This window comes from Micromonospora sp. D75 (assembly GCF_018070405.1).
Classification (GTDB): domain Bacteria; phylum Actinomycetota; class Actinomycetes; order Mycobacteriales; family Micromonosporaceae; genus Micromonospora; species Micromonospora chalcea.
Genome location: NZ_JAGPXV010000111.1, coordinates 1 through 12,207, shown reverse-complemented (window position 1 = coordinate 12,207; position 12,207 = coordinate 1). Strand labels below are relative to the sequence as shown.

At 71.9% G+C, this 12,207-nt stretch carries 13 protein-coding genes and 1 pseudogene; 7 read left to right on the top strand and 7 right to left on the bottom strand.

From position 1 onward, the window contains the following. Both KBX39_RS09780 and KBX39_RS09775 read right to left on the bottom strand, forming a co-directional pair. On the bottom strand, positions 1 to 2,274 hold a 2,274-nt coding region (locus KBX39_RS09780), incomplete at its 3' end, for a hypothetical protein (protein ID WP_210870092.1). Further along, on the bottom strand, positions 2,271 to 5,456 hold the full coding sequence (locus KBX39_RS09775; RefSeq protein WP_210870090.1) for an FtsX-like permease family protein: 3,186 nt from the start codon (positions 5,454 to 5,456) through the stop codon (positions 2,271 to 2,273). The genes KBX39_RS09775 and KBX39_RS09780, both read right to left, overlap by 4 nt. A gap of 423 nt (positions 5,457 to 5,879) precedes the next feature. On the opposite strand from KBX39_RS09775, the gene KBX39_RS09770 reads away from it, so the two are divergent. After that, complete coding sequence (locus tag KBX39_RS09770; RefSeq protein WP_210870088.1) at positions 5,880 to 6,275, top strand: hypothetical protein; 396 nt, start codon at positions 5,880 to 5,882, stop codon at positions 6,273 to 6,275. A 146-nt stretch (positions 6,276 to 6,421) separates the two neighbouring features. After that, entirely contained in the window at positions 6,422 to 6,580 is a 159-nt protein-coding gene (locus KBX39_RS09765; protein WP_210870086.1) for a hypothetical protein, read from the top strand. A gap of 110 nt (positions 6,581 to 6,690) precedes the next feature. On the opposite strand, the gene KBX39_RS09760 is transcribed toward KBX39_RS09765, so the two are convergent. From KBX39_RS09760 to KBX39_RS09750, 3 genes are all read right to left on the bottom strand, one after another. Further along, positions 6,691 to 6,873, bottom strand: coding sequence for a hypothetical protein (locus KBX39_RS09760; RefSeq protein ID WP_247660031.1), 183 nt, complete (start codon positions 6,871 to 6,873; stop codon positions 6,691 to 6,693). A 1,266-nt stretch (positions 6,874 to 8,139) separates the two neighbouring features. Further along, positions 8,140 to 8,322, bottom strand: a complete 183-nt coding sequence (locus KBX39_RS09755; protein ID WP_210870094.1) for a DUF397 domain-containing protein — start codon at positions 8,320 to 8,322, stop codon at positions 8,140 to 8,142. A 4-nt stretch (positions 8,323 to 8,326) separates the two neighbouring features. Beyond that, on the bottom strand, positions 8,327 to 9,208 hold the full coding sequence (locus KBX39_RS09750; RefSeq protein WP_210870084.1) for a helix-turn-helix transcriptional regulator: 882 nt from the start codon (positions 9,206 to 9,208) through the stop codon (positions 8,327 to 8,329). Positions 9,209 to 9,410: 202 nt separating this feature from the next. On the opposite strand from KBX39_RS09750, the gene KBX39_RS09745 reads away from it, so the two are divergent. From KBX39_RS09745 to KBX39_RS09735, 3 genes are read left to right on the top strand one after another with little or no spacing between them, the layout of a single operon-like run. Further along, positions 9,411 to 9,665 (top strand): hypothetical protein, encoded by a 255-nt coding sequence (locus KBX39_RS09745; RefSeq protein ID WP_210870082.1) that lies wholly within the window; start codon positions 9,411 to 9,413, stop codon positions 9,663 to 9,665. Continuing rightward, positions 9,662 to 9,925, top strand: coding sequence for a DivIVA domain-containing protein (locus KBX39_RS09740; protein WP_104114385.1), 264 nt, complete (start codon positions 9,662 to 9,664; stop codon positions 9,923 to 9,925). The genes KBX39_RS09745 and KBX39_RS09740 overlap by 4 nt, the downstream gene beginning before the upstream one ends. Then, the gene (locus KBX39_RS09735; RefSeq protein ID WP_104114386.1) at positions 9,913 to 10,164 is read left to right on the top strand and encodes a hypothetical protein; all 252 of its coding nucleotides are present in this window, start codon (positions 9,913 to 9,915) and stop codon (positions 10,162 to 10,164) included. The genes KBX39_RS09740 and KBX39_RS09735 overlap by 13 nt, the downstream gene beginning before the upstream one ends. 12 nt (positions 10,165 to 10,176) lie before the next feature. Here the strand turns inward: KBX39_RS09735 and ligD are convergent, their stop codons facing one another. Beyond that, positions 10,177 to 11,202 carry a non-homologous end-joining DNA ligase gene (ligD, locus tag KBX39_RS09730; RefSeq protein WP_210870080.1) on the bottom strand — a complete coding sequence of 342 codons (1,026 nt, stop codon included), beginning with the start codon at positions 11,200 to 11,202 and terminating at the stop codon, positions 10,177 to 10,179. Positions 11,203 to 11,249: 47 nt separating this feature from the next. On the opposite strand from ligD, the gene msrB reads away from it, so the two are divergent. Further along, positions 11,250 to 11,660 carry a peptide-methionine (R)-S-oxide reductase MsrB gene (gene msrB, locus KBX39_RS09725; protein WP_030503019.1) on the top strand — a complete coding sequence of 137 codons (411 nt, stop codon included), beginning with the start codon at positions 11,250 to 11,252 and terminating at the stop codon, positions 11,658 to 11,660. An 8-nt stretch (positions 11,661 to 11,668) separates the two neighbouring features. Here the strand turns inward: msrB and KBX39_RS09720 are convergent, their stop codons facing one another. Further along, a complete protein-coding gene (locus tag KBX39_RS09720; protein WP_043325634.1) occupies positions 11,669 to 11,944 on the bottom strand; it encodes an isoamylase early set domain-containing protein in 276 nt (91 codons plus the stop codon). Between the two features lie 155 nt (positions 11,945 to 12,099). Here KBX39_RS09720 and KBX39_RS09715 point away from each other — a divergent pair. Further along, a pseudogene (locus KBX39_RS09715) lies at positions 12,100 to 12,207 on the top strand (Prokaryotic metallothionein); the annotation flags it as partial.

Genomic DNA, 12,207 nt, shown 5'->3' with positions numbered 1-12,207 from the left:
GACGGCCGAACGGGTGGTGACCTCCGGCGCGCGGGCCTTGTCCCCGGCCTCGACCCCGCCGATGCGCAGGTAGCGGTTCTGCCCCTCACGCGCGACCCGGTCCACCTCGGCGGCGTCCACGCCCACGCCGGCCAGCACGAACCCGGTGGGCGCGAGCTGGTGCGGCGCGTCCGCCGGCAACGCCGGCCACGACAGCACCACGAACCGCGCCACGCCGTCGCCGACGAGCGCGAACTCGTCGACAGTGGCGGCGGTGCGCACCGGCAGCCGGTTGCCCTGCACGTCCAGCCAGGCGGGCCGGTCCCCCTGGGCGTCGGCGAGCCCGGCGTCGGCCAGCTCGTCGGCGACCGCCGGGGACACCAGCGCCGGCAGCGGCGTGCTCCCGTCGGCGCGGGCCCGCACCGGGTCGGGCACGCTCACCGGTACGCCTGCCGCACTGGCCACCTCGGCGAACCGCTCGCCGTCCACGAGCACCACGCGCAGCTCGGTGACCGGCGCGGGGCGTCCGGCGCGGTCGGCGTACGGGCGCTCGGCCGGCACCGTGAGCAGCGGCGCGACAGCGCGTACCCCGGGCAGCTCAGCCAGTTTCCCGGCGGTGTCCGGCGCGAAGCGCTCCCCGCGTACCAGCAGGTCACCCGGCACGGCCTGGGCGGCGGCGGTGTCCCGGCCGCTCTCGATGCCGGTCGCCACCACGCCGCAGAACGCGGCGGTGGCGACGGCCAGCACCACCACGACCAGCGGCCCGGTGCTCGCGGCCCGGCCCGCGCGGGCGGCGCCGAGGAACGCGACGCTGCCGCGCGCCCGGGCGGCGACGCGGCTGAGCAGCCGCAACGGCCAGGGGTACGCGCGCAGCGCCACCAGCGCCGCCGCGATCGCCAGCAGCACCGGCACGGACACCAGCAGCGGATCCACCGAACCGGCGGTGAGCCCGCGGCGGCGCAACAGGAACGCGCCGAGCACGGCGAGCCCGAGCACCGCCACCTCGACGGTGAGCCGGACGGCGGGCGACCGGCCGCCGAGGTCGGAGCGGCCACCGGCGCGGCGGCCGACCGCGAGCGCGGCGAGTGGCGGCAGCAGCGTGGCCAGCAGCCCGGCGATCAGCACCCAGAGCCACGGCGACCCGGCGCCGGGCAGCAACCCGCCGAGCAGCCAGCCGATCCCGGCCGCGGCCGGCAGCACCAGCAGCGACTCGGCCAGACCGCGGCGCAGCACGTCACCGGTCGAGCCGCCGCGGGCCCGGATCAGGTGGAACTCGGCGCGGCGGCGGTTCGCGGCCAGCCGGGCGGCCAGCAGCGTCAGCCCGGCCAGCGTGGCGAGCAGCCCGGCGGCGATGACCGCGAGCAGGGTACGCGCGGCGGCGAGCGAGTCGGCGAAACGCCGCAGCGGGATGTCCACGCCCTGGCTGAGGGTCACCTTGACCTCGGTGGGCAGGGCACGGTCCAGCCCGTCGACACCGGCGATCAGCGCGTCGAGGCGGCCCGGTTCGAGCCGGTCCGGTGCGATCCGGTACCGCCAGCCGAAGGCCACCGGCCATTCCCCGGCGGTGATCGAGTTCAGACCCGCGTCGGCGGTGTACGCGACGCCCACGAACGGTTGGCCGTCGCCTTCCGGCGGGCTGAGCTTCAGCATCGACGGCAGCGTGTCCCAGACACCGCCGGCCGGGTCGTTCGGCCGCCACACGCCGACCAGGTCGACCGGGCGGGAGTTGAGCACGTTGTTGTCGGCGTCCAGCAGCGAGAGACGGAACCGGTCGCCGGCCGCGACGCCCAGCGTGGTGGCGATCGTCTCGGCGAGCGTCACCTCGATCGCGCCGGCCGGGGTGACGCCGCGTTCCGGCCACCGCCCGTCGACCAGGGTGGCCGCCTCCCGGATGCCGGTGCCGGCGCGCAGGTGCAGGTCGATCAGCCCCTTGTCGTCGCTGAGCGTCGGACCGCGCAGTCGCCCCGGGACGGTCTGCGCAGCGAACCAGCGCTCGCCGATCGTGTCGCGCACTTCGGCGGGCATCTTCTCCTCGATCGCCGCGAGCAGGGTCCCCCGGCTGGCGGCGACGGGCTGCTCCGAGGCGGGCACGACGTCCGGCGCGGTGCTGTACGTGAGGTCCCGGCGGGCCACCGGCTGACCGGCCACGTACTCGGTGAGCCCCTGCCCGGTCAGCCGGTCGGCGACCCGGGGCACGCCCGTGATCAACAGCGCGGTCACCAGGGTCAGGACGGCGAGCAGCAGGAACTGCCCCCCGTATGCGCGGACCCGGCGCGCGGCACCAGGAAGGCTCATCGTTCTCCTCCGATCCGGAGCTGCGCGGCGGCGACCCGCTGGCGGATGCCGGTGGTGATGACGGCGGCGAAGGCGAGCGCAGCGAGCAGCAGCCCGGCGGCGGTCGCCCCGATCGGCACCCAGGGCACTGTGAAGACCGCCTCGGGCACCGGCCGGCCGGCGGCCGGGGTGAGGATCACAAGCGGCACCATGGTGGCCGCGACGAGGGCGCCGACCAGCAGCCCGACGCCGACTCCGATCGCGGCCAGGAAACCCTGCTCGGCGAGGTAGGCGCGGGCCAGCAGCCGGGTGTTCGCGCCGAGCGTGTTGAACACGGCCAGTTCGGTGAGCCGCCTCCGGGTGGTGGCCCACACGTCGACCGCCAGGCCGACCAGCGCCAGCAGCACCGACCCGAGCGCGGCGGCGAGCAGCCCGGTGCGGGCGCCCTGCCAGTACGGGTCCCCCGCGGCCTCCTCCGCCACGCGCTGCCGGTCCAGCAGCACCGTGCCGCCGACAGTGGCGAGGGCCTCGGTCGCGGCGGCGTGCCCACCCGGCGTGGTACGCAGCCACCACTCGGCCACCGGCCGTACGCCTCCGCTGCGTTCCAGCAACTGGGCGCCGGCGGTGGGCAGGTCCAGCAGCACGCCGTCGCCAGCGGTGCCGGGGATCGCGGCGACCTGGCCGACCACCGTGGCCTCGATCGTCACCTCGGAGACCGACAGCTTGACGGTGTCACCGGTCTGCACGCTCAGCGCGGCGGCGACCCCCGGTGTGATCAGCACCGGCACCGGTGGGTCCTCGGCCATGGGCACCACGGCGAACCGGGACGACGGCACCCGGGCGAACTGCAACAACCCCGCGGGCACGTCGAAGCCCTGCGTCGCGTCCACCTCGGTGGGCGTGGCCCGGGCGTCCCGGCGCGGCCCGCTGCCCGGGTCGATCACCCGCCACGCCCCCTCCACCGGCAACGGCAGCGCCGCGCCGCCGCCGTCGGTGAGCCGCAGGTCGCTGAGCAGCAGCCGGTACGAGCTGCCGGTGGCGTCGCCGCCGTCGGCCTCGAAACCGGTCAGACGCAGCGGGGCACCGCCGGTGTCGGGCAGCGGCACGGAGAAGCGCACTGGCCGTCCCTCGCCGCCGGCCTCGGCCAGCCGGACCCGCCAGGTGGCCCCGGCGTCGGTGGCGAACAGCGCGGTCACGGCGACGCGCGGCCGGTCGTACATGCTCTCCACCGGGGTGCGGACAATGCCGGAGAAGGTCTTCGCCCCGGCCGGCAGGACACCGCCGACCGGCGCGCCCCGGCCGCGCGCGAGCCGGTCCAGCAGGGCGCCCGTGGACGCGCCGCCGTCGGCGTCGTCGAGCCGGATCATCCCCTTCGCGGCGGCGGCGTCCAGGGCCACCACTGTCGCCGGCCGGGCCTCGCGGCCCAGGCGCACGTCGTCACGCCAGGCGGGCAGCACCCGGTCGATCCCGGGCACGGCGGCCAGTTGGGCGGCCCGGTCCGCGGGGGCGGTGCCGTCACGTTCGGTCAGCCGCAGGTCCGTGCCGACGGTGTGCTGGGCCTGGTCGCGCTGCGAGCGTTCCCAGGAGGCGACGAGCGACCACGCGAGCGTGCTGCCGCCGACGGCGAGCGCGAGCAGCAGCACCGGGCCGGCGTGCGGGCGACGCCCCGCCTGCCACATGCCGAACATGGTGGCGTTCCACGGCCGGCGGTCGACGAAGCGTTCCGCGATCCGGGTGGTCGGCGGCAGCAGCCGCAGCGCGATCACCGCGCCGGCCAGCACCCCGATCGTGGGCGCGGCGGCCAGCAGCGGGTCGATGCCGAGGCTGCCGTTCGCGCCGGCCAGCGGCGAGGAGTACTGCCGCAACTGGGTCCAGGCGAGCACGGCGAGCGCCACCAGCACCACGTCCACGCTGGCGCGCTGCACGGCGGCGCTGCGGGACGGGCGGGACCGGGCCGCCATGTCGGCGACGTAGGTGCCGGCCCGGCGCAACGCCGGCAGCACCATGGCGAGCAGGCAGCCGACCGCCGCGCCCACCGCGACCACCCAGACCCGGGCCAGATCGCCGTCGGCCAGCCGCAGGTCCGCGCCGAGATACCGGACCGCCTGCCCGGTCAGCGCCGGAGCCAGCAGCAGCGCCGGCGCCACCACGAGCGTGGCCTCGCGTACGGCGAATCCGGCGATCTGCCGGCGCGCGGCGCCCCGGGCCCGCAGCAGCGCGGTCTGCGCCCGCCGGTCCTCGTTGAGCAGCGCGGCCACCAGCACCAGCGCGTACCCGCCGAGCACCACGATCAGCAGCAGCGGGGTGAGCAGCGCGGACCGGCCCACCAGGTCGGCCCGGCCCAGCCGGTCCACGAGCCGGTCCAGGTGGCTGACCTGCTGCGTGGAGGAGCCCAGTCCGGTGGCCTCGGGCAGCCGCTCGGTGATCTCGTTCAGCGCCGTGGTCACGGCCGGCAACCGGGCCGGCTCGACGGCCACCAGGTCGGGGTCCACCAGCCAGGCCGCCGAGGTCGAGCCGGGGAAGGTACGGGCGAAGTCGGCCGGGTCGAGCGCGAACGGCCCGTACGAGGTGACCTCCGCGTCGCCCTGGCTCTCCCCCACCCCCGGGGCGAGCCGCCAGTACGCCTCGGCCGCGTCCCGGGGCCGCCACGTGCCGGCCACCACCACCGTGCTGGCCCGCTCCGCGCCCCGGTCGTACAGCGGCACCCGCTCGCCGACCTCCAGGCCCAGTTGCGCGGCCACCTTCTCCGGCAGCGTCACCTGCAACGGGTTGCTGCCGGGCGCCGGCCACGCCCCGGCGGCCAGCTCGGCGTGCGCGGGCAGGTCGTCAAGCGTGGCCAGGTTGGCGAACATCGGGTCGTCGTCGGTACGGGCGGCGCCCACGTCACCGGTCAGCTCCCGCCCGGTGCCGGAGCGGATCCCGGCCACCGTGACCGGCGCCCCGCCCAGCCCGTTCGCGAACTGTGCCCGTACCGCCCGGTCCCGCTCCGCGTACGCGGCGGCGTCCGCCCCGCCGGAGCCGCTGATCAGCAGGCTGCGCTCCTCCGCCGGGGCGGCGTCGAGCACCGCCCGGGCGCCCGCGTCCACCGCCCGGCGGTTGTAGTCGGAGAGCCCGGTGACCAACGCGACCGCGACGAGTGCCGCGACAGCGGCGGCGAGCAGCAGCCCACGGGCCTCTACCGCCCGCCTCCACACCAGCTTCATCCGACGTCCTCTCCTGGCCCCGGCGGGCCGATGCCGAGAGAGAGCAGTGAAGCCCCGGAAAAGGTTCGCGCCCGTTACATGATCGTTATCGGCCCCTCGCCAGCCCCGGAACCGGGAGACACCACGCCGTGACTGTTGGCCGCTCGGGCACCCCCGCCAAGAGGACGTCTGATTCACGTATTTTGCGTGTGTTGCGGTTTTGGAGGCTCTCGCCAGGTTGGGGTGTTCTCGGCAGTGAGACGGACGCCCTCTCACACGGCGAATCCGGTTAGCCGATGGGGTCATCATGCAATTGCCTGCCCGAATCGGGCCCACCTGAGGGGTCAGCGAACTACGCGGAGCCTGGCACTGCAGGGCGGACCCGTGTTCTCCTCTGATTGGACCGGTTACGCTCACGCTCACTCGAACTCAACGGGGGCGCTCGTGGCCAAGTGGGCCGACTACCAGCACATGACGACCATCGCCGGGAAGATCGGCGGACCGCGCGTGCTCATCCTCGCGGTCGCCGCCGGAGGTGCTCTCGCCTACAAGGGGGGCGAGGTTGGCGTGAAGGCCGTCATCAGGACAAGCAGGTCCATAAAGCGAACGCTCGACGCGCGCGCCGAAGCGGCAGCCAAGTCGCGGGTCTACCGCATCGCCGAGGACGCCGATGCCGGCGGCGGCCTGACGCTCCGAACCGGCGACGAGTTCCGTGTGCTCGCTCGCGACGACGATGCGATCCTCATCGAGGTCGTCGGCAGCACGAAGAATCCCTGGTATGTGTCGGGCGACCTGCTCGCCGCCATCTCGGACTTCAGGCTCTACGGCGAGCAGGCCTGAGTTCGGGAGAACAAACCTCGCGGCGACCCGGGTTCAGCGTCCTCGAAGGACACCATCGGGGACGGGGTGGTCGCGTGAGTGCACCTACACACCCCCACCTGGGTCGCGGGGCTGGCATACAGAACTCCTGCCTTCTGCTGTTGGCCATGCGCGGTGAGATCCCGACGTTCGACGCGGCGATCTTCGCCGATACCGGCCGGGAGCCCACCACCGTCTACGCCCACGTGCGCCGCCAGGAGCGGCTCGCCGCCGCCGGGATTCCGGTCGGGCGGTATCGGCGGGCAACATCCGCGCCGCCGCGCTGAATCCCACCTACCGGTTCGCGTCGCGGCACGCCTCCGGGACTTACTCGTCGTTCACGGCGTCGGTAAACACCCGATGCTGAGGCCCGGAGCCAGCGCCCCAGCAAGCCAGGTCACACGGTGATCACCAGCGGCCAGCCCAGCGCGGGCGACCGCACACCAGCAGCGTCCGAGCCGGTCAACGACAGACCCTGTTCCTTCGCGATCCGGACTAACTCGACGGCGGCGTTCGCCTCTGCCGACGGCTCGGGCCGCTTCTTACGCCCGGTCTGGCCGGTCAGTGTCGCGGTCGTCACGGCACCCTCCTCACCAGGCACAACGCCTGGCAGGTCAGGCCGGAAACACCGCTAGATCCACAGACCCGCCTTTAGCATTGCTCTACGCCCTCAGCGAGGTGTGTACTTGTCGCAGGTGTCCGCGTACCAGGCCGCGTTGTACACGTAATCGTTGTACCAGTAGCACTTGTTGATAATCGACGCGACATGCGGTGGGTTCGTCTGCCAACAGTTCAACGTGTGGGTCGAGCAGTGGTACATGTTGGGAACGGTCGCAGCACTGGCTGGAGCGCTCATCAGCACCCCACTTGCGACCACCGTTGTGGCCATCAGCGCGGCCGCGAGTCGACGTCGTTCTAGCATGTTCACCCCTTAAGAAGCCGTGCAACTTCCTAACCGAGTGTGACTCAGGGGCACACGGAAAGCTAGATGAGGTCGGGCAACTCTTGGCGATCGAACCAGTCGATCTTCACTGCTCGCCGGTTTGGCCCCATCGCGCCGGTGGCTCCGGAGATATGCGCTTTCTTGGTGAGGACACACCGTGGACCCTACGGCGAGTTGCACTAGACCCTCCCACCGCGGCCAGGCTTGACCTCATCGATCGGCATCGGACAGACACCGTGTCAACACCGCCTTAGTCGTGGTTCTGGCACACATTTGTGAGTCGTGCTTGACCGAACCGCCGCGGATCTTGTAGAGACTCCACACACCCCGGGGCGGTTCAGGGGTGGATGCTGTCGCAGATCCGGCGGACCCTGGTTAACCCGGCTACATCGGAAGGCGCGTCCACCTCGACAAGATCGTGGGGGATGCGAGAGTGGCCGGCGATCCTCGATGAGGGGACGTAGCGGTGCCGGTCGATCCTGACCGACCCGCGGCAGAAGACCCAGCGAGACATGGCAGTGCTTCACCTGCTCTCAGGTGCCGCCTTCTGCGATGTGTGCAGCTCACGGATGCGCTTGCAAAAGAACCGGACCCGCCACGCCTACCTCCGCTCGGCTCAGTTCTGCGCCAGCGTGAAGACGGCCTTCCTCGAGCAGTTCGTGGCGGCAATGCTCAGAGGACGTCTGGTCTTCCCCAGCACGTGGGGTACTCCGGCATCGATGTCGGCACCGGAGCAGTTGGTGCGCTGCCGCCGCAGACGTGGGATGCGAAAACACATGCAGCCCTGCCGATCCTGACGCTGCTGCATACCCGCTTCGAGCGCTTCGGTTGCCGGTGGAGCAACGCATGGGCGGTAGGTCCGATGCCGAGTTGAAGGGGCACCAGACCCACCGCCCGTGAAATTCAAGGTCGGTCGTTCAACCGGCCCGTGCGAACGGCGCCGACGAATCGGGTCCATGCGGCCGGGTCGAAACTCAGCGCCGGTCCCTGCCGATCCTTGGTGTCCCGCACGCCGACCACTTCGGCGAAACCGGCCACCTCGACGCAGTTACCCTCACCGCCGGACCGGGACGACTTGCGCCACACTCCGTCACGTCCCATGGGTCATCTCCTTCGCGATCGTCGTCATCAGCTCACGGGACCCGTCCACGGCGTGCCCTCGCTCACCGAGCGAGCGCCAGGCATCCTCGTAGGTCTGGATCTCGTGGACCTTGTCAAGGTAGGCGGCCCCGCACGGGCCGTCCATGTAGATGGTGGTCGGCTCCGGCTCGCGCACGTCAGTCGGAAAGTCCAGCATCGTGAAAGTTCCCGCTGCGGCCCAGCGGTAGAGCCCAGCACTCAGTGGAAGTACCCGAATCCGAATGTTGTGCTGCTGGCTTGCCACCACCAGGGCATCGAGTTGCCTACCCATCGCCGCCCGATCGCGCAGCGGTCGACGGAGCACTGCCTCGTTGAGGATCACATCGAGATAGGGAGCCCGGGGCACCGAACGCGCCAGCAATCGTTGCCGCCGCAGCCGAACTTCGGCTTTGGCCAGTCGCTCGTGCTCACTCAACTGTGGGCTGTCGGTAGCGATGACCTCGGTCATGTACTCGACCGTTTGCAGCAGACCCGGCACGAGATTCGTTTCGTAGTGACGAATCTTCGTCGCGGCGGCCTCCAGCCCGACGTAGAGCTTGAACCAGTCCTTGATCGCCTCCCCGTAGCTGTGCCACCAGCCGTGCGCCTTGGTTTCCCGGGCCAGAGAGCGCATGGTTTCGATGGTTTCTCGCGACGCGCCGTAAACGCGGCACATGGCTTCCACGTCGTTCGGGTGCATCGGCACCTGGCCCGTTTCGTAACGCCAGATCCGGGGCGCCGACCATTCCAGCTCCTTGGCCGCCGCGGTCACCGTGACGTGCGCGCCTTCGCGAAGTTCTCTCAGATATCTGCCGAGCTGCCTACGCGGGACGGTGCTTCCCGAGTCGTCCACGTCATCTCCTTTGGTGTTGTCGCGTAAGGCACCTCATCCCTTGGTCTGCATTCTGCCGCGAAAGATTGTCCCGGGCCAGAGGGGAATTGACCATTGTGGTGCCCGCCGGGGACGCGGCGGGTTCGCGGGGACGGATGCCTTTCCCCGAAACCTCATCCCGGCATCCGTCCCCACGCCTGGCGTCAATCCACAAGGGAGAGTCATGGACTCGATCGATCGTATCCTCGGCGACATTCCGCTTCCGCCCTACATCACCGCCGAGGATGTCGCCTTCGCGGTCCGGGCGATCACCGTGCACACCCCCGAGCAGTGGCCCGAGGGACCGCGCTGTCGCAACGACCGGGCGCCCCACCCGTGCCGGTTGCACCGCTGGGGCCGGCGGGTGCTCGACCAGCGCGGGCTCACCGACCGGCAGATCCACGCGCTCGTCGCAGAGCAGACGGCGCCCGTGCGGTGATCTACGTGACCGGGGAACGCCTGCTCCCGCACCACGTCCGGGCCGCCTACTTCGACCGGCGCTGGCGCGGCCTCGACCCGACCCAGGTGCGCGACCACCTCGACCGGGTGGCCGACGAACTCGAACGCCTGAGCCGTGAGCTGGTCACCACGCGGACCGAGGCCGAGCGCGTGCGCCAGGCGCTGCGGCAGTGGCAGTCCCAGCATCGCGCCTGCCGTCTCCGCGACCCGGACGCCCCGCCGGGCGGATGGCCCCGATGACGGCACAGCGCTGGATCATCCACCTGCCCACCACGCTGACCAGCGCCGACGAGGCGGCTGCCCTCGCGGTGACGCTGCGCGACTCGCTCGGCCACGTCACGGTCATCGACTTCGGCGAGACCACGCTGAGCGAGGAGGACAGCCAGTTCGTGCGTACCCGGGTCTGGTGCGACGCCCGGCTCGACGGCGCCGGCCGGTGCGGCCACCTCAACGACCATGACGGCCCGTGCGCGGCGTGAGCGCGGCGGGCGTCAGGGGCGGGGGCGGTCGCGGTCCTTGGACGGCTGGACCCGCTTCGGCTCGCCGGGCATCTTCGGGTATTCCGGCGGGTACGGCATGTCGCCCAGCCCGTCCGCCGCGTCCCGCTCGGCCCACTCCAGCAGGGGCGTGATGTCCCACGGGGCGTCGTCGATGCCGGCGTGCGGGTCGCCGCGCTCGGCGAACCGGGCCGGCACCGTGCCCAGGTGGAAGTCGTCCGGGTCGACCTGGGGTAGTTCGTCCCAGTCGACCGGGGTGGAGACGGTGGCGCGGGCGTTGGCGCGCAGCGAGTACGCGCAGGCGATGGTGCGGTCCCGCGCCATCTGGTTGAAGTCGACGAAGACCCGTTCGCCCCGTTCCTCCTTCCACCAGGCGGTGGTGACCAGCTCGGGGCGGCGTCGTTCCAGCTCGCGGGCCAGCGCGATGGTGGCGCGGCGGACCTCCACGAACGTCCAGCGCGGCTGGATGCGCAGGTAGACGTGCACGCCCCGGCCACCGGAGGTCTTCGGCCAGCCGGGCACGCCCAGCTCGTCCAGCAGGCCGCGCAGCTCACCGGCGGCGGTCACCGCGTCGGCGAAGTCGGTGCCCGGCTGCGGGTCGAGGTCGACGCGCAGCTCGTCGGGGCGGTCGGTGTCGGCGGCGCGCACCGGCCACGGGTGGAACACGACGGTGCCCATCTGCGCCGCCCAGGTCACGTGCGCCAGGTCGGCAGGGCACAGCTCGTCGGCCGGGCGGCCGCTGGGGAAGGCGATCCGCGCGGTGCGGACCCACGGGGGTACGCCCCGCTGCGGCACCCGCTTCTGGAAGAACATCTCCCCCTCGATGCCGTCGGGGAAGCGCTGGAGCGTGGTCGGCCGGTCACGCAGGGCGCGCATGATCCCGTCGCCGACGGCCAGGTAGTAGCGGAAGACGTCGGCCTTGGTGAAGCCCCGCTGGGGGAAGATCACCCGGTCGGGGCTGCTCAACCGCACCGTGTGCCCGGCTACCTCGATCTCTTCGACCGTGCCCTTGCCCGCCATCACGCGACCATATGCGATGCCACCGACAGCCGACGTACCGTGAAGGGGTGAGTCTTTCCGACAACGAACTGCCCCGTACCGAGGACGAATGGCGCGTGCGGCTGAGCCCCGAGGAGTTCCGGGTGCTCCGCGAGGCCGGCACCGAGGCGCCCTGGACCGGTGAGTACGTCGACACCAAGACCCCCGGCGTCTACCACTGCCGGGCCTGCGGGCTGGAACTGTTCCGCAGCGAGGACAAGTTCGACTCGCACTGCGGGTGGCCGAGCTTCGACGACGCCATCCCGGGCGCGGTCAAGGAGATCCCGGACAACACGCTCGGGATGCGCCGGATCGAGATCCGCTGCGCGCGCTGCGACAGCCACCTCGGGCACGTCTTCGAGGGTGAGGGCTTCACCCCGAAGGACACCCGGCACTGCGTCAACTCGATCTCGGTGCGGCTGGAGCCCAGCGCCGGCTGACGGCGGCGTCACAGCCGCAGCAGGCCGCCGGCCTCGTCCACCCGGTCGGCGGCCTCGTCGTCCAGCCACACGCCGCCGGTGGCCAGGTAGCGGAAGCGGTACTCCCCCGGCTTCAGCCGGACCGTCACGGTACGGGTGCCGTCGCGGCGCGGCACCAGCTCGTGCCGGCCGGGCTCCCAGCCGTTGAAGCAGCCGACCACGCTCACCGTGCCGGGTGGGGTGTCCCGGGGCAGCGAGAACGTCACCCGGGTCTGGTTGCCGAAGAGTTTGTTGCGCTTGATCACGGATCCTCCGGGGATTTTCGGCGGTCACCGGAGTCAACGCTCGACACGCCGGGAGCGACTCGCCGTAGGGCCGGATCAGGTTCGCCGGTTCCGGTTGCTCGATGGTGTCGTCTGCGCGACTCTCGGATGACAGGTCCGTTTTCGGGGGGTTTCGCATGGCAACCTGCGAGGTTTGCGGTAACGACTACTGGATGGCGTTCGAGGTGCGCACCGTCGACGGGGCACGGCACACGTTCGACTGCTTCGAGTGCGCGGTGCACAAG